This is a genomic window from Pseudomonas sp. KK4 (assembly GCF_001984065.1).
In the GTDB taxonomy this organism is placed as follows: Bacteria; Pseudomonadota; Gammaproteobacteria; order Pseudomonadales; family Pseudomonadaceae; genus Aquipseudomonas.
The window spans coordinates 13,404-31,237 of record NZ_LYVP01000022.1; the positions used below are offsets into that span (position 1 = coordinate 13,404).

Below are 17,834 nucleotides of genomic sequence, written 5' to 3' on the forward strand. Positions count from 1 at the left end.
ACTGTGGGAGCGGGCTTGCTCGCGAATGCGCTGTGTCAGACACCAACGAGGCTGACGCATACACCGCATTCGCGAGCAAGCCCGCTCCCACATTTAATCCGGTCCGGCAAAAAATGGGGTTCGACGCCTGAGTAGTCAGGCGCCGAAAGGTCTATCAGGCTTGTGTCAGCTTAGCCGCCGCACGCTCGAAGCGGTCCAGGCCGGCATCGATGTCGGCGTCTTCCACCACCAGGCTCGGGGCGAAACGCACTACGTCCGGACCAGCCTGCAACACCATCAGGCCTTCACGTTCGGCGGCGTTGAAGATGTCCTTGGCCTTGCCCTTCCAGGCATCGCTGAGCACGCAGCCGATCAACAGGCCGATGCCACGCACCTGGGTGAACAGGCCGTACTTCTCGCCGATCTGCTCCAGGCGCGCCTTGAACTTGTTGTGCTTGGCGGTCACGCCGGCCAGCACCTCAGGGGTGTTGATCACGTCGATCACCGCTTCGGCGACGGCGCACGCCAGCGGGTTGCCGCCGTAGGTGGTGCCGTGGGTGCCGACGACCAGGTGCTTGGCCAGGTCTTCGGTGGTCAGCATGGCCGCGATCGGGAAACCGCCGCCCAGGCTCTTGGCGCTGGTCAGGATGTCCGGGGTCACGCCGTAGTGCTGGTAGGCAAACAGTTTGCCGGTACGGCCCATGCCGGTTTGCACTTCGTCGAAGATCAGCAGCGCGTTGTGCGCGGTGCAGAGCTCGCGGGCGCCTTGCAGGTATTCAAGTTCAGCCGGGATCACACCGCTTTCGCCCTGGATCGGCTCCAGTACCACCGCGCAGGTCTTGTCGGAAATGGCGGCTTTGAGCGCGGCCAGATCGTTGTACGGCACGTGAGTGATACCGGTGATTTTCGGACCGAAACCGTCGGAGTACTTCGACTGGCCACCGACGTTCACGGTGAACAGGGTGCGGCCGTGGAAGCTGTTGAGCGCGGCGATGATTTCGTACTTCTCGCTGCCGAACCGATCGAAACCGACACGACGGGCCAGCTTGAACGCGGCCTCGTTGGCTTCGGCGCCGGAGTTGCAGAAGAAGGCACGCTCGGCAAAGGTGGCGTCGACCAGCTTGTGGGCCAGGCGCAGGGCCGGCTCATTGGTGAACACGTTGGACACGTGCCACAGCTTGTTGGCCTGCTCGGTCAAGGCACCGACCAGCGCCGGGTGCGCGTGGCCCAATACGTTAACGGCAATCCCGCCGGCGAAGTCGATCAGCTCGCGACCGGACTGGTCCCAGACGCGGGAACCGGCGCCACGTACCGGAATGAAAGCGGCAGGCGCGTAGTTGGGAACCATTACCTGGTCGAAATCGGCGCGTTGTACCGCAGCGTGCTCAACGGACATCGGAGTCTCCTGAAGAGAAAACACTCGCCTGAAACTGGCGAGCGATGGGGGGATTGTAAGGACAGTTTTCAGCCCGGCCTTGCCGCCAAGCGACAACTTCTTATAGCGCAAACCCCGGATTTTCCCGGGTTTACGGCGATGCGACATATAGGGTCACAAAGGCGCAGTTTAACTGCCCCGGGGGGATAGCGGCAGGGTGGCCGGGATTTGATTTGCGCAAACGGTACATGCCCTAACCATGTACCGCACAGTGATTGCACCGATCTGATCTGCTTGAACATTCTTCAATGCTCAAGGACTGGCACGATGAAATCCCCGGCAACCCACGACACGCATTATCCGCAGCATCACGACAGCCACTATCACACCCTGCAGAACGCCCTGCCCGAATGGCTCGCCCAGGCTTCACCGGCCAGACGCCAGGCGTTAAAAGGCACGCCGCCGCGCCTGTTCAATCACCTGAACCCGGCGCAGCACCGCAAAATCAAGGCACTCAACACCGCCCACTGGACCGCGCAAAACGATGTCGACCGACGACTGGCCCACCTGCAGGACGCCAGCGCCTTCGCCGAGCCCTTGCTCAAGGAGGCCTTGAACAGCCGCTTCGGTCTGGATCTGGACGTGAGGAACACCTTCGTTCACCTCTACGTACCCGAGACCATCCCCTGGTTCCCGGTCAAAACCGGTGCTCGAGCCTGGAGCGTGTCGCTGCTGGACGCGGCCCTGCATAACTTCGAGGCGAAAGAAGCCGAAGACGACGCCTATGAACCCCACTCAACGTTCATCACCGCGCCCACGGCGACCGGGCAGTTCGACGCTCTGCCAGACATCCAACAAACACTGAGCATCCCGACGTTCATCCAGCTGTGCCGGGAGCTGGACATCGGCGCCCAATACGTAACCTATCTCGACGAAAACCTCGGCCTCTCGCAACCGGTGGCCGCCGCAGTGTTGCAAGCGAAGGTCAGCGCCAGCCAAAAAGCCGCGATCCGGGCGGCCCTGCACTGGGCGCGCATACACGGGGATATCGGCAAGGAATACGTGCGCCTGATCAGCGGGCTGCTCGACGGATCGCAAGCCATGCAGATCGATGGACAGCCGTTGCGTTGCCACGACCTGACGATGCTCGGCGCCCGCCTCACCGGCATCGTGATCTTCGCACCCGATCTTGAGCGCACGCGGCAAGTGGCCCGGGTGGTGGCGTACGTGCCGGATGACCCGGATCATCCGATCAAGGAATACGCCTCAACGGCGCAAATGGCCGCCGAACTGATCCGGCAACTGCGCTCCAAGGATTACCAGCAATTCTTCAGCCGCTTCGTCGATCACGAACAACGGGGGCTGTTCTTCGGCACGCTCAACCAACGCCTGAGCACAATGACCTGGCATGAACCGACCCCGGGAAGCGCCCTGCCGGCCTGGCGCGAAACGCCGATCGATAACCCCAACCTGCAATTTGCCGCCACGCCATTCAACACTGAACTGTGGCAGCACCTGTTTGAAACCCGACTGAACAAGATCCTCAATGACGCGCGGACCATCGCCGTTTCGACCGCAGCCGCCGATCAGAAAGCGCGCTGGGCGCTGTGGGATTCTTTCGTCAACGTGGCGTCGGCCATTGTGCAGACCGCTGCGTTCATCATCGCGCCGTTCGTGCCGGTGCTGGGCGAATTGATGATGGCCTACATGGCGTATCAGCTGCTCGACGAAACCTTCGAGGGCATCGTCGACTGGGCCGAGGGGCAGACCACCGAAGCTTTCGAGCACCTGATGGGCACCGTGGAATCCCTGGTTCAGCTGGGCGTTTTTGCCGCCGCGGGCGCGATTGGCGCCGGAGAGTTTCGCAAGGTACTGCCCAGGGAGGTCGTGGCCTTCATAGACCGCTTCAAACCCGTGGAACGCCCCGACGGCCAGACTCGCTACTGGAAACCGGACCTGACCCACTACGAACACAAAGCGCCCCCCGGTTCACGCCCCAATGAACTGGGTCTGCATGCGCACGAGGGAAAACACCTGCTGCCCATCGACGAAGCGCACTTCGCGGTGAGCAAAAGCGCCGGCCAGTACCGCATCGAGCACCCCACGCGCCCCGACGCCTACCAACCCTTGGTCCGCCACAACGGCGAAGGCGCCTGGCACACTGAGCTCGAGCAGCCGCTGGAATGGGACACCGCCACCGCCCTGCGCCGTATCGGTCCTGCGGTCGAGGATTTCACGCCCGCCCAGCGCGAACAGATCCTCAAGGTCAGCGGCTACACCGAGGACGGGCTGCGCAAAATGCACGTCAATCAGGAGCCGGTGCCGCCGCTGCTGGCCGACAGCATCAAGCGCTTCAGGATCGACCACGACCTGGAACAGTTCATCGAACAACTGGACAGCGAACAACCCGAGCAATACCGGCGCGCCGATCCGCTGACGCAACTGCAATGGCTGACAGCACACGACCGCTGGCCAGCCGGCAAACGGCTGCGTTGGGTCAACGAACAGGGCGAAATCGCCTGGGTGTCTTCCACTGACCCAACCCTGCCCCTGACCGAGATTCGCCAGGACAGTCTGTTGAACAGTGACCCACTGAAGACGCTGCTCGGTTCACTGAGCGAAAGCGAGATCAAGGCGCTGCTGGGCGAAGAGTTCGCAGGGCCGACCCTGGCCCTCGATGTACGCACCCGAACCCTGCGCAAACAACTGGTGACCCTGGCCCGGCGGCAGCGCAGCGCGATGTTCGAATCCCGCTACAGGGCGCTCGAACACCCTCAGGACTCACTGGCGCGACAGCTCGCCAATCACGATCCGCAATTGCCCACCAGCGTCACCCGGGAACTGCTCAACACCGCCTCCAACGCCGAACGCCAACAGATCAGCGCAGGCCAACTGCCGGAACGCCAACAGACGCTCATGCTGCAGGCCAGCGAGGAAGTTCGCGTGAGCCGCGCGTTCGAAGGGCTGGCACTGGATTCGGTGAGTAACCCGGACACCGACACCCTGGCCTTGCACAGCCTGCAACGACTGCCGGGTTGGAGCGGCGATGTGCGGATCGAAATCCGCGATCTGGACTACGAAGGTACACGCCTGGACAGCACCGGCCGTGCGGATGCGCCCGAGCAAAAAGTCTTGGTCAAACGAGCGGATGGCCGCTGGCAGCCTTTCGACGACCGCGGACAGGAACTGAGCGCTGCCACGGATTTTTACGCCAGCGTGTTGTTCGCCCTGCCGGATACCGAGCGTCAGGCGCTGGACATTCACATCGGCCAGGGGCAGCAACTCAAGGCGGTCATCCGCGCACACCCCCTGGAACGCAGCGAGCTTCGCCTGGCCATCGATCTTCCCGCCATCAACAAAGGCGCCCCGGACAGCCTGCGCCTGGTGGGCACGGACGGTTATCGGCGGCTGGTCAGGACCCAGCCCTACACCCTCGAACAGCGGGCGCAAGAGGTGTACCCACGCCATACCCTGCATGAAATCGGCGAGCTGGTTAATCAGCTGCGACGCCACCCCGCGGGCGTGCGCGCGGAACTGTCCCGGCTCAACAATGAATTCCTGCGGCTCGCCCAGGACCTGCATCGCTGGGCCAACGATGTGCCCACCCACGACCCCGTCACCGGTCGCCCGCTGACCGCCGACCAGCGCCAGGCGGCCCTGCTCAATCGCGGGCAGATCAAGGAAGCGCTCCAGCGCTGCTGGCGCAGGGAAACCCGCGGGCTGTCCGGTTACACCTTGCAGATACAAGGACCGGTGGTGGGTGATCTGCCGGTGCTGAACGCCGACTTCAGCCACGTTTCGGTGTTGTCGATCCAGGGTGGTGCCAATAGCGCCGGCATCGATGCCTTCCTGCAACACTTTCCCGGGCTGCTGCACCTGGATGTCAGCCACATGGCCCTGCGCGACCTGCCCCACAGCCTCAGCTCGATGCGTGTGCTGCGGCAACTGATCGTGCGTCAAAGCGGTATCCGACTGTCCCCGGCAGACCAACTGACCCTGGCGTCATTGCCCTCGCTGTCCCTGTTGGACCTGCAAGGCAATCCGTTGGCGGCCTTGCCCGATATTCGAAGTTTGCCCTTGCTGCGCCACATCAACCTGAGCGACACCGGGATCACTACAGTGCCCGCCGGTTTACTGGACCATCCCTATCTGCTCACCGGCAGGTTCAACGGCAACCTGATCAGCGAACTGCCCCCGGCGTTCTTCACCCTGCACGCCGACCTGGGCGGCGGATTCGAGTTCGCCCACAATCCGCTGTCGGCCGCCATGCGCGAGCGAGTGAAGATTTACTACGCCCGCACCGGCAAACATTTCGGGATCCTGGCCGAACAGGCGGACATCGATCGGGTCATCGCCCTGTTTCCCGACCGCGATGCTCATCTGGCCACCGACCTGCTGTACCGCTTGCCCGGGACACTGGCGCAGGGGCGGGATCAACTCACCCTTTGGGAAAACGAAATCGCCCAACTGACCCAGGACCTTGCGCGCTGGTCGGCCGATGTTCCGTATAGCCACCCCACCACCGGCCAGACGCTGAACATCAACGAAATCTTCACCGAACAAGTCGCCAGGGAATCCTTCGGCCAACGACTGGAACTGTTCTGGCGCCGGCGGCTGAGTAACCACCCGGAGCAGTTCAAAGCGGAGCTGAAATTCATCGGCGCCCTGCCCGAACTCACGGCGGATTTCGGCCATATCGCCACCCTGGGCTTGACCGGCAACACGGCGATCACCGCCGTCGAGCCCTTCCTGCAGCGTTTCACCGGGCTGCGCAGCCTGCACCTGAACGACTTTGCCCTGGAAACAATCCCCCAAGCGATCACCCGCATGCCGCGGCTGGAAACCCTGATCCTGGACCATTGCGGTGTGGTGCTCACGCCCGACGGCCAGGCTGCGCTGGCTTCCCTGCGCAACCTCGATGTGCTGGAACTGACCCATAACCCGCTGACAACGGCACCGGACCTGAGGGCGCTGCCCGCTCTGACGTACATCGATCTGACCGACGCCAACCTGGCCGCCGTTCCCAGCGGACTGATCGAAAACCCCCGTCTGAAAACGGCCATCCTCAGCAGCAACCTGCTGACCGAGCTGCCTGAGGCAATGTTCAATCTCCCCGCCGACCGCATCGACGGGATGGACGTTGCCGACAACCCCTTGTCCTTGGCGACCCGGGAACGGATCAAGGCGACCTTCCAGACCACCCGGCAAGACTTCGGGGTCTGGGCTGACCAGGCCGACATTGACCTGGCCATCGAATTGTTTCCGGCGCTCGACCAACAGGACGCCAGCGAGATGATCTACGGCCTGCCCGGCACCCTGGAACATGGCCGTGTCCAGCTCAGGCACTGGAAAGCCGAGCTTGCGCAACTGACTCACGACCTCAACGCCTGGGCCCGCAACGTGCCCGCCCATCACCTGGATACCGGAGAACCGCTCAGCGCCGATCAACTATTTAACGAGTACGTGGCCAGGGCTGAATTCCAGCAAACCCTCGAGCAGTTCTGGCGGCGCCGCTCGGATACCTCGCACCTGCGTGACGACTCGTTCGAATCGAACCTTAAATTCATGGGTGAGCTGCCGTCGCTGACCGCGGATTTCAGCCATGTCGCCACCCTGACCCTCAACGGCGGCCGGGGGATCCGTGGCGCGGGACCGTTCCTTGAATTATTCCCGAACCTGCACAGCCTGGAGCTCAACCGGTTTGCCCTGGACCACATGCCCCAGGCCCTGACCCGCATGCCGGCGCTCAAGGAACTGCGCTTGCGCGATTGCCGCATGCCCCTTACCGCCGAAGGTCAGGCAGTGCTCTCGGCCATCAGCACGCTGGAGACACTGGACCTGAGTGAAAACCCGCTGGCCAGCACGCCGGACCTTTCCACCCTGCCGCTCCTGAACGATGTGCGCCTGTCCGACACCGGTATCACCCACCTGCCCATTGGATTCACCTCACTCGAACATTTAAGCAATGCCCATCTGGGCGGCAACCAGATCACCGAATTGCCCGACGCCTTCTTCGATCTCAATATGGATTTCATCGAGGAAATCGACCTGGGCAACAACCCCTGGTCTGCCGTCAGCCGCAACAGGATAAAAGCCTTCTACGGCATCAGCGGCAATGACTTCGGTGTATTGGCGGAGCAGGCAGACATCGAGCGTGCTCAAGCGTTGTTTCCGGCGCTGGACACCGAAGACGCCAGCCACGTCATTTATAAACTGCCGGGCACCCTGCAAGAGGGGCGCGTTCAACTGTCGCGCTGGGAGGCGGAAATCGTTCGGCTGACACGCGATCTCGGTGTCTGGGCCGACAGCGCGCCGCCCCATAACCCCAAGACGCGCGTACCTTTGAACGCCATCGAACTCATGGCCGAACGCAGCGCCAGACAGGACTTCGCGCAAAAACTGGAACAGTTCTGGCGCGAACGAATGAACGAGACACCGGAGCGGCGGGTTGAGACGCTCGACACGCAATTGACCTTTATCGGTGACCTGCCGGCCTTGACCGCCGATTTCAGCCACGTCTCGGTGCTGTCCCTCGGCGGCAACGACGCGCTGGGCATACCTGCACGCTTTCTTGAATGCTTCAGTGGCCTGCAGCATCTGGAACTGCGCGATTTCGCCCTCGGTCGGGTACCCCGGGCCATCACCGCCATGCCGTCCCTCGAAAACCTGGTCCTGACCCATTGTGGCGTGGTGCTGGACGCCGAAGGCCAGTACCTGCTGGCCTCGCGCTCGCGCCTGGAAATGCTGGAGCTGTTCGATAACCCACTGGGGATGATTCCCGATGTGGCCAGCCTGCCGAAGCTGAAATTCATCGACCTGGCCCGCACCGGCATCGACCGGGTGCCCAACGGCCTGCTGCAGCATCCGAAGCTGGAAACGGCCATCCTCAGTGACAACCGAATCCGTGAGCTGCCCCGTGAAGTGTTCAACCTGCCGATGGACGACGAGTCCAGCAAAGGCTTTGATTTCGGCAACAACCCGTTGTCCAGCGCCGTGCTCGAGCAGATCAAAATCTATTTCAGCCAAACCGATTATGACCTGGGCGTCCTGGCGCCCCAGGAAGATATTGACCAGGTCATGGCGCTGTACCCGACGCTGGACGTCGAGCAAGCCAGTGAAGTCGTCTACCGCTTGCCCGGCACCCTGGAAGATGGCCGGATCGAGCTGTCGCGCAAACACGCCGAACTCGCCAGCCTGATCAGCGAACTGACCGTGTGGAGCACCGACATCCCCGATCATCCGTTGACCGGTATGCCGCTGGACGGTGAAACCTTGCTGCAGGAGCAAAACAAAAGGCGGGCGTTCATGGACAGCCTGGAACGCTGCTGGCGGCAAATTCCGACGCCAAACGCCTCCAGCACTGAGTTTGGCTTGGTGTCCAACCTGTCGATCATGGGCGAACTGCCGGTACTGACCGCGGATTTCGGGCACGTGCTGGAACTGGAGCTGATGAGCACCGGGGACATTGTCCCAAGGCTCGGTCGCTTCCTCGATTACTTCCCTAATCTGCAGGCCGTTGCCATCCGCGGTTATCAGTTGGGCGACTTGCCCGAAGCGGTCTTCAGCATGAAAAGCCTGACGGCGCTGAGCCTGCCCGAGTGCCGCATCACCCTGACCCGCAAGACTGCGCATGCGCTGGCCGGGATGGACAACCTCGACAGCCTCAACCTCAGCGGCAACCCCCTGGGGCTGACGCCCGACCTGCGCAACCTACAGGGATTGTCGTCGTTGAACCTGAGCAACACCGGGCTGCGCGACGTGCCCAGGGGCGTGTTCACCCACAGCAGCCTGACCCACGCTGATTTGTCCAATAACTCGATAACTGAAATGCCGATCGAACTGATGGAAGCCGACGCGGACAACACCGCGGACTTCAACTTCAGCGGCAATCCGTTCACCGCGCAGAGCCTGCAGCGGATCGCGGCGTACTTTCATGACACGGGGAACACACTGGGCATCGCCGCGGTAGAGGGAATGCCAAGGCCTGACGACATCGCCCCGAACGTAGAAATGGAGAGCTAAAGCAACCACACCCCTGTAGGAGCGAGCATGCTCGCGATGGTCGTCAACGATTACGCGGGATTTCTGGGTGAACGCGGCGCTCTCGAGTCCATCGCGAGCATGCTCGCTCCTACAGGGGTATTTTTGGCGGTTAGCCGCGCTCGGACGGCACCGACGACAATTCGAATGGGCTGCTGCTACGCCGCTGGTTGCGATCTTCCCGTGGCGTGGCGCCGAAGAAGTTGCGGTAGGCGCTCGAGAAATGCGGGCCCGAGGAGAAGCCGCACGACAGGCCGATCTGGATGATCGACTTGCTGGTCTGCATCAACATCTGCCGGGCCTTGTTCAGGCGCAGCTCCAGGTAGTACTGGCTCGGCACGCGGTTGAGGTACTGCTTGAAGATCCGCTCCAACTGCCGACGGGACACGCACACGTGCTGGGCGATTTCGTCGGTGGTCAGCGGCTCTTCGATGTTGGCTTCCATCAGCAGCACGGCCTGGGTCAGCTTCGGATGGCTGGAGCCGAGGCGGTTCTGCAACGGAATGCGCTGACGCTCGCCGCCCTCACGAATGCGCTCCACCACCAGTTCTTCCGACACCGCACCGGCCAGTTCCGCGCCATGATCCCGGGCCAATACCGCCAGCAACAGGTCGAGTACCGACATGCCACCACAGGCCGTCAGGCGATCGCGGTCCCAGTCGAACAGGTGGCTGGTGGCGATGACCTTGGGAAAGCGTTCGGCGAAATCATCCTGCCAGCGCCAGTGCACCGCCGCGCGATAACCATCGAGCAGACCCAACTGCGCCAACGGGTAGACCCCGGCCGACAACCCACCAATCACACAACCGGCACGCACCAGTTGCTTGAGCGCACTGCTGAGCGCCGGCGCGAGGGCGGTCGGCGGCTCGTCGGCGAGCAGGAACAGTTTCTGGAAGTTTTCGAGCTTGCCGGTCCAGGGTTCACCGGGCAATTGCCAGGCGCCTTCACCTGGGGCGTCGACCACCGCTTCGGCCTGCAGGAACGACAGTTCGTAAACCACCTCCGGATGCACACGCTGGGCAACACGCAAGGCCTCCTCAGCCAGCGCCAGCGTCAGTGCTTTAGTGCTGGGCCAAATCAGGAAACCAATTCGATGGGCAGTCATGGCGGGCAATCCGAAACGAAGAACAGTGATGAAGGCATGGGCCAATGCTAGCCCGTAAATGAACGCAAATCTTCAAACCCGAACAGATCCAGGCAGGGATCTGAATGTGGGAGCGGGCTTGCTCGCGAAGAGGGAGTGTCAGTCAACAGTGATGTAACTGATACACCGCCTTCGCGAGCAAGCCCGCTCCCACAAGGGATCCGGGTCGAACGCCAGGCTGCGAAGCATGCACTAACCCAGTGCACAACGGCAGCCCTGTTTACTTCAAGCTGCCGGACAGGAACTGCTGCAAGCGCTCGGACTGCGGGTTGACCAGCACTTCACGCGGGTTGCCGCTTTCTTCGACCACGCCTTTGTGCAGGAACACCAACTGGTTCGACACTTCACGGGCAAAGCCCATTTCGTGGGTCACCACCACCATGGTCCGGCCTTCCTGGGCCAGGGCCTGCATCACTTTCAGTACGTCGCCCACCAGCTCCGGGTCCAGCGCCGAGGTCGGTTCGTCGAACAGCATCACCTCAGGCTCCATGGCCAGGGCACGGGCAATCGCCACGCGCTGCTGCTCACCACCGGACATGTGGCCCGGGTAGGCGTCCTTGCGATGGGCCACGCCGACCTTGTTCAGATACAGCTCAGCCTTTTCCCGGGCTTCGGCCTTGGACATGCCCAATACGTGCACCGGGGCTTCCATGATGTTTTCCAGCGCGGTCATGTGCGACCACAGGTTGAAATGCTGGAACACCATCGACAGGCGCGAGCGCATGCGCTGCAGCTGTTTCGGGTCGGCGGCTTTCATCGCGCCGTCCTTGTTCGCCACCAGTTTGAGCTCTTCGTTGTTGAGCAGGATCTTGCCCGCGTGCGGCTGTTCCAGCAGGTTGATGCAGCGCAGGAAGGTACTTTTGCCGGAGCCACTGGAGCCGATGATGCTGATCACATCGCCAGCCGCCGCTTTCAGGGACACGCCCTTGAGCACTTCGTGACTGCCATAGCGTTTATGCAGGTCTTGGACTTCAAGTTTGTACATGCGGTCGGTTCTCACAAAAAGCAGTCAGTCAGTCGTTGAGCAAGCGCCCGTGACGCAGCGCTTCGCGCCCCGCCACCTTGGCCAGCCAGAAACCGGGTTGGGCGTAACGCAGCCGTTCAATGGCAAACAGCACCCCGGATGTACCCGCACATACTGTGCTCACCCGATCCGAAAGCGGATCGATCACTTCGAAAATCTCGTCGCCGGCTTCGATCCACTCGCCGGGTTGACGCAGAAAACTCACCACACCGGGGTGCGGCGCGAACAGCAATTCGGTGCCTTCGAACGGCATGCCTTCACAGGCGTCCCGTTCAGGTTTCGGCCATTCGCCGCTGATCAAACCCTGCTCGGCGAGGAACGCCAGAATGCCTTCGGCGTGCGCCTCGGTCTGCTCGCGCGTGGTGTCGGCCTGGCCACCCAATTCGAGGGTCGTGGCCAGGCATGCCAGCGGGATTTGCGCGTCCGGGAACTGGCGCGACAACCGCAGCCATGGCAGCGAGCAGGCTTCGTCAAAGGAACTGCCGCCAGAATCTTCCGCCAGCAACCCCACTTTCATGCCCAAGTGCGCAGCCAGCGAGCGCCACTGCGGCCAGTGCTGCGGCAAGGCGTACATGTGCAGCGCGGCTTCGGCATCGCAGTGCAGGTCCAGCACCACATCGGCGGTGCAGGCGTGGCTCAGCAGGATGCGCTGCATGCCCTGCAACTGGCTGCCGGCCTCGGGCAAGGCCGCCAGGTGATCGCTCATGGCCTGACGGATCAAACGGATGTTGGCGTGGGGATCGTCACCCAAGCGCCCTTCCAGCGCAGCGGCCACCGGCGCGCTGAGCTCGACGAAATCGCGGTTGAAATTCTTGCCGCTGCCGGCCTCGAAACGCCCCTGGTGATTGCCCTGCAACAGCTGGCCCAGCCCCAGCGGGTTGGCCACCGGCACCAGTTCAATCACGCCGTTGAGCAAGCCCTGGGCTTCGAGTTCGGCCAGGCGTTTCTTCAACGCCCAGGCGGTCCGCATGCCCGGCAATTCATCGGCGTGCAGGCTGGCCTGGATGTAAGCCTTGCGCTCGCCTGTGCCGAAGCGGAACACCGAAATCCGGCGTTCGCTGCCCAAGTGGCTCCACGGCAACACATGATCGATGCGTTCCATGTCAGTGCTTCCGCGGGGCCAGGTAGCCCAGCCAACGGCGCTCGGCCAGTTTGAACAGCTTGACCAGGATGAAGGTCAGGCACAGGTAGAACACGCCGGCGGTGATGTAGGCCTCGAACGGCAGGTAGAACTGGGCGTTGACCGTGCGCGCCGCGCCGGTGATGTCGATCAGGGTCACGATGGAGGCCAGACTGGTGGTCTGCAGCATCATGATCACTTCGTTGCTGTACTGCGGCAGGGCCCGGCGCAGGGCCGACGGCAGCAGAATGCGCTTGTACATCTTGAAGCGCGACATGCCCATGGCCTTGGCCGCTTCGATCTCACCGTTTGGCGTGGCCCGCAGGCTGCCGGCGATGATTTCGGCGGTGTAGGCGCTGGTGTTGATGGCAAACGCCAGGCATGCACAGAAGGTGGCGCTGGACAGCCATGGCCAGAGGAAGCTTTCGCGTACCGCTTCGAACTGCGCCAGGCCGTAGTAGATCAAAAACAGCTGCACCAGCATCGGCGTGCCGCGGATCACGTAGGTGTAGAGCCAGGCGGTCATGTTGACCACGGCGTTTTTCGAGACGCGCATCAAGCCCAGCGGCAACGCACACAGCAGGCCGAAGAACAGCGACAGCGCGAGCAGTTTGAGGGTGGTCAGCAGGCCGCCGAAGTACAGCGGCAGCGCCTCCCAGATGATGTTGTAGTCGAAGATCATAGCTCAGCCGCCCTTACGCCTACCGAGTAGCGCTTCTCGAGGTGACGCAGTGCCAGCAACGACACACTGGTGATCACCAGGTACATCGCCGCCACTGCGAGGAAGAAGGTGAAAGGCTCACGGGTGGCGTCCGCCGCCTGCTTGGCCTTGAACATCATGTCTTGCAGGCCCACCACCGAAATCAGCGCGGTGGCCTTGGTCAACACCAACCAGTTGTTGGTGAAGCCCGGAATCGCCAGGCGAATCATCTGCGGCACCAGCACACGGAAGAACACCTGGAAACTGCTCATGCCATACGCCATGCCCGCTTCAGCCTGGCCCTTGGGGATCGCCATGAACGCGCCACGGAAGGTTTCCGACAGGTAGGCACCGAAGATGAAACCCAGGGTGCCGATACCGGCGGCCAGCGGGTTGAGGTCGATGTATTCGTCGAAACCGAACATCGGCGCCACGCGGTTGAGCAGGTCCTGGCCGCCGTAGAAAATCAGCAGGATCAGCACCAGGTCGGGAATCCCGCGAATCACCGTGGAATACAGATCGCCCAGCCAGGCCAGCCAGCGCACCGGCGACAACCGCAGTGCCACGCCGATCAGGCCCAGGACGATGGCCAGGGCCATGGAAGACAAGGCGAGCTGAAGCGTCAGCCAAGCGCCATCGAGGATGACAGCCCCGTAGCCTTTCAACATGATTCAGGTCCTCGAAAGTTGGGATGAAAAAATGGCGCAAACCTCAGTGATCCTGCTGCTTGCGCCATTTCGGACTTGTCGCCGGGAGTGTTACTTGCCGTAGATGTCGAAGGCGAAGTACTTGTCCTGGATCTGCTTGTACTTGCCGTTTTCGCGGATGGCCGCGATGGCGGCATTGAGCTTGTCCAGCTCAGCCTTGTCACCCTTGCGCACGGCGATGCCTACGCCGTCGCCGAAGTATTTGACGTCGGTGAAGGCCGGGCCCACGAACGCGAAGCCTTTGCCGGCGTCGGTCTTCAGGAAGCCGTCATCCAACAGCGTAGCGTCGGCCACGGTGCCGTCGAGGCGGCCAGCGGTCACGTCCAGGTAGATTTCGTTCTGCGAACCGTACGGCTTGATCTCGGCACCCAGCGGGGCCAGGACTTCACGGGCGAAACGCTCGTGGATCGAACCGCGCTGCACACCGATGTTCTTGCCCTTGAGCTCGGCCAGGTTATCGCCAACCTGAGTACCGGCCTTCATCACCAGACGCGCCGGGGTGTTGTAGTACTTGTTGGTGAAGTCCACGGACTTCTTGCGATCTTCGGTGATCGACATCGACGACAGGATGGCGTCGATCTTGCGCACTTTGAGCGCCGGGATCAGGCCGTCGAACTCTTGCTCGACCCACACGCACTTGACCTTCATCTCTTCGCACAGGGCGTTGCCGATGTCGTAGTCGAAACCGACGATGCTGCCGTCCGGTGCCTTGGAGGCGAACGGAGGGTAAGCCGCTTCGATACCGATTTTCAGAGGTTTTTCATCAGCGAAGGTGGGCAGGGACAGCACGGCGGACATTGCCAGGGCGCCAAGCAGCACGAGTTTCTTCATCTTGGGACTCCATCGGTAAAGGGCTAAAACGGCAGAGTGAGCGACAGCCCAATATGCGAGTGAGTGAAACCGGAAAATGGTTGCTACGTCCTGGGCGGCCTGTACGAATTTTCAACACAGGCAACGACGAGCGAGTGATCGGCATTCTAACGACAGGCCCGAAGCCGATATTTCTTCAATGCGACAACTAGTTACAGAAGCACCGAGAAAGCCGTTTGGGCACGTTGACAGCCCTGCAAAATCATGCAAGAGCAAAAGAGGATAAACCGATCTATGTAGCAAATTGCGGGCCTATTATTGGCAAAGCCTTGTAATACGGCAAGCAGAGCGTTCGGTCTTATTTTTTGGCGGCGTTTTTGCAGCCCGTTCACTGGGGTTCGCGTTTCCCAATGCCCCGTCGCAGCGCCAGCGGTTACACATTCAGTTACTTGAAGGGTCGCGGGTAACAGCAGCGAGCTTCCTGCCGATGAAACCGATAATTATTGGGCGCCTGACAGGCCGCCTTCGCAAGCAAGCCCGCTCCCACTTTTGGAATGCGGTCCCCTGTGGGAGCGGGCTTGCTCGCGAAAAGGCCCGCCCTGCCAACACAAAACCCAAAGCAATAAAAAGCCCCACCAGGCTCACACCTGGCAGGGCTCCCACCTTTGGAATGCGGTCCCTGTGGGAGCGGGCTTGCTCGCGAAAAGGCCCGTCCTGCCAGTACAAAACCCAAGGCAATAAAAAGCCCCACCAGGCTCACACCCGGCAGGGCTTCAATGACGCTGAACGCTACTTAAGCCACATTCATCGTCTTGTGCGTATCAATCAAATGCTGCACCACACCCGGATCGGCCAGGGTGGAGATATCCCCCAACCCATCGTATTCCGCCGTGGCGATCTTGCGCAGAATCCGGCGCATGATCTTGCCCGAGCGGGTCTTCGGCAGCCCCGGTGCCCACTGGATCACATCCGGCGAAGCAATCGGGCCAATCTCTTTACGCACCCAGTTCTTCAATTCCAGGCGCAGCTGCTCGCTCGGCTCTTCACCATTCTTCAACGTGACATACACATAAATGCCCTGCCCCTTGATGTCGTGCGGCACACCCACCACAGCAGCCTCGGCGACTTTCGGGTGCGCAACCATCGCGCTTTCGATCTCGGCCGTGCCCATACGGTGGCCGGACACGTTCAACACGTCATCCACACGACCGGTGATCCAGTAGTAACCATCGGCATCGCGACGCGCACCGTCACCGGTGAAGTACATGCCACGGAAGGTCTTGAAGTAGGTGTCGACAAAGCGGTCATGGTCGCCGTACAGCGTGCGCGCCTGACCTGGCCACGAATCGAGAATCACCAGGTTGCCCTCGGCCTCGCCTTCGATGATGTTGCCCAGGTTATCCACCAGGGCCGGCACCACGCCGAAGAACGGACGCGCCGCAGAACCCGGCTTGAGCGCGTGAGCGCCCGGCAGCGGGCTCATCATGTTGCCGCCGGTTTCGGTCTGCCACCAGGTATCGACGATCGGGCAACGGGACTTGCCGACGTTCTTGTAGTACCAGTCCCAGGCTTCCGGGTTGATCGGCTCGCCCACCGAACCCAACAGGCGCAGGCTGCTGCCATCGGCGCCTTCCACAGCGGCGGTACCGGCGGCCATCATCGCGCGGATCGCGGTTGGCGCGGTGTAGAGGATATTGACCTTGTGCTTGTCGACGATCTTCGCCACCCGGGTGATGTCCGGGTAGTTCGGCACGCCTTCGAACAGCAGCGTGGTCGCGCCATTGGCCAGCGGGCCGTAGACGATGTAGCTGTGACCGGTGACCCAACCCACGTCGGCGGTGCACCAGTAGATTTCGCCCGGGCGGTAGTCGAACACGCGCTCGTGGGTCATGGCTGCGTACAACAGGTAGCCGCCGGTGGTGTGCTGCACGCCCTTCGGCTTGCCGGTCGAGCCCGAGGTGTAGAGGATGAACAGCGCTTCTTCAGCGCCCATCTCTTTCGGCGCACACACGGTGCCGGCCACTTTCATCAGGTCCTCGAACCAGATGTCGCGATGCTGGTTCCACTTGATGTCGCCACCGGTGCGCTTGCACACGATGACCTTCTGGATGCTGCTGGTTTCCGGGTTGGTCAGGGCGTCGTCGACGTTGGCCTTGAGCGGGATCTTCTTGCCGGCACGCACGCCTTCATCGGCGGTGATCACCACTTTCGAGCGGCAATCGATGATGCGGCCCGCCAGGGCTTCCGGCGAGAAACCACCGAACACCACCGAGTGAATCGCGCCGATCCGGGTGCAGGCCAGCATGGCGACCACGGCTTCGGGGATCATCGGCATATAGATAGTTACCACGTCGCCGCGGTGCACGTCCTGGCCACGCAGGGCGTTGGCGAATTTGCAGACTTGTTCGTGCAGCTCGCGGTAGGTGATGTTGCGGCTTTCGGCAGGGTCATCGCCCTCCCAGATGATCGCGACCTGATCGCCGCGCTCGGCCAGATGACGGTCCAGGCAGTTGTAGGAAACGTTGAGGGTGCCGTCGGCGAACCATTTGATGTCGACGTGGTGATCGTCGAAGGAAGTCTGCTTCACCGTGGTGAAAGGCTTGATCCAGTCCAGACGCTTGGCTTGCTCGCGCCAGAAACCGTCCGGGTTGACGACCGACTGCTGGTACATGGCCTTGTAGGTCGCCTCGTCAGTCAGTGTATTGGCCAGAACCTCGGGACGAACGGGATACAGAGAAGCCGCACTCATCTTTCTTACCTCGGTGGAATAGTTGTTTTTGTATGGCCCCCGTTTTAACGGGGCTGGCGCTATAGAACCATTCGACGATGGTAGTAACAAGCCCACACAATTTGTCCTGAATAGCGCAATAGCCTGCCAAACCCACCTTTCCCGCACAAACACACACCACCCCCTGTAGGAGCGAGCTCGCTCGCG

At 61.8% G+C, this 17,834-nt stretch carries 9 protein-coding genes; 1 reads left to right on the forward strand and 8 read right to left on the reverse strand.

The features are described 5' to 3' along the window. Window positions 1-154: 154 nt before the first annotated feature. Window positions 155-1,375 (reverse strand): aspartate aminotransferase family protein, encoded by a 1,221-nt coding sequence (locus tag B0W55_RS10580; RefSeq protein ID WP_077045944.1) that lies wholly within the window; start codon window positions 1,373-1,375, stop codon window positions 155-157. 306 nt (window positions 1,376-1,681) lie between these two features. On the opposite strand from B0W55_RS10580, the gene B0W55_RS10585 reads away from it, so the two are divergent. After that, window positions 1,682-9,376 carry a dermonecrotic toxin domain-containing protein gene (locus B0W55_RS10585; protein ID WP_077045945.1) on the forward strand — a complete coding sequence of 2,565 codons (7,695 nt, stop codon included), beginning with the start codon at window positions 1,682-1,684 and terminating at the stop codon, window positions 9,374-9,376. 130 nt (window positions 9,377-9,506) lie between these two features. Here the strand turns inward: B0W55_RS10585 and argR are convergent, their stop codons facing one another. From argR to acs, 7 genes are all read right to left on the reverse strand, one after another. Further along, on the reverse strand, window positions 9,507-10,499 hold the full coding sequence (gene argR, locus B0W55_RS10590) for a transcriptional regulator ArgR (RefSeq protein ID WP_077045946.1): 993 nt from the start codon (window positions 10,497-10,499) through the stop codon (window positions 9,507-9,509). A gap of 259 nt (window positions 10,500-10,758) precedes the next feature. Continuing rightward, complete coding sequence (locus tag B0W55_RS10595; protein ID WP_077045947.1) at window positions 10,759-11,523, reverse strand: ABC transporter ATP-binding protein; 765 nt, start codon at window positions 11,521-11,523, stop codon at window positions 10,759-10,761. A 28-nt stretch (window positions 11,524-11,551) separates the two neighbouring features. Beyond that, window positions 11,552-12,664: a M14 family metallopeptidase gene (locus B0W55_RS10600; protein ID WP_077045948.1), complete on the reverse strand. Its 1,113-nt coding sequence runs from the start codon at window positions 12,662-12,664 to the stop codon at window positions 11,552-11,554. Window position 12,665: 1 nt separating this feature from the next. Then, window positions 12,666-13,364: an ABC transporter permease gene (locus B0W55_RS10605; protein WP_077045949.1), complete on the reverse strand. Its 699-nt coding sequence runs from the start codon at window positions 13,362-13,364 to the stop codon at window positions 12,666-12,668. Then, on the reverse strand, window positions 13,361-14,050 hold the full coding sequence (locus B0W55_RS10610; protein WP_077045950.1) for an ABC transporter permease: 690 nt from the start codon (window positions 14,048-14,050) through the stop codon (window positions 13,361-13,363). Before B0W55_RS10610 ends, B0W55_RS10605 begins: the two co-directional genes overlap by 4 nt. 90 nt (window positions 14,051-14,140) lie before the next feature. Continuing rightward, window positions 14,141-14,920 (reverse strand): ABC transporter substrate-binding protein, encoded by a 780-nt coding sequence (locus tag B0W55_RS10615; RefSeq protein ID WP_077045951.1) that lies wholly within the window; start codon window positions 14,918-14,920, stop codon window positions 14,141-14,143. Window positions 14,921-15,692: 772 nt separating this feature from the next. Then, complete coding sequence (gene acs, locus B0W55_RS10620; protein ID WP_077045952.1) at window positions 15,693-17,648, reverse strand: acetate--CoA ligase; 1,956 nt, start codon at window positions 17,646-17,648, stop codon at window positions 15,693-15,695. Window positions 17,649-17,834 lie beyond the last annotated feature (186 nt).

Excerpts from the sequence above, each read along its gene's own strand:
- B0W55_RS10580 (WP_077045944.1), bottom strand. The coding sequence starts at position 1,375 with ATGTCCGTTGAGCACGCTGCGGTACAACGCGCCGATTTCGACCAGGTA.
- B0W55_RS10585 (WP_077045945.1), top strand. The coding sequence starts at position 1,682 with ATGAAATCCCCGGCAACCCACGACACGCATTATCCGCAGCATCACGAC.
- argR (WP_077045946.1), bottom strand. The coding sequence starts at position 10,499 with ATGACTGCCCATCGAATTGGTTTCCTGATTTGGCCCAGCACTAAAGCA.
- B0W55_RS10595 (WP_077045947.1), bottom strand. The coding sequence starts at position 11,523 with ATGTACAAACTTGAAGTCCAAGACCTGCATAAACGCTATGGCAGTCAC.
- B0W55_RS10600 (WP_077045948.1), bottom strand. The coding sequence starts at position 12,664 with ATGGAACGCATCGATCATGTGTTGCCGTGGAGCCACTTGGGCAGCGAA.
- B0W55_RS10605 (WP_077045949.1), bottom strand. The coding sequence starts at position 13,364 with ATGATCTTCGACTACAACATCATCTGGGAGGCGCTGCCGCTGTACTTC.
- B0W55_RS10610 (WP_077045950.1), bottom strand. The coding sequence starts at position 14,050 with ATGTTGAAAGGCTACGGGGCTGTCATCCTCGATGGCGCTTGGCTGACG.
- B0W55_RS10615 (WP_077045951.1), bottom strand. The coding sequence starts at position 14,920 with ATGAAGAAACTCGTGCTGCTTGGCGCCCTGGCAATGTCCGCCGTGCTG.
- acs (WP_077045952.1), bottom strand. The coding sequence starts at position 17,648 with ATGAGTGCGGCTTCTCTGTATCCCGTTCGTCCCGAGGTTCTGGCCAAT.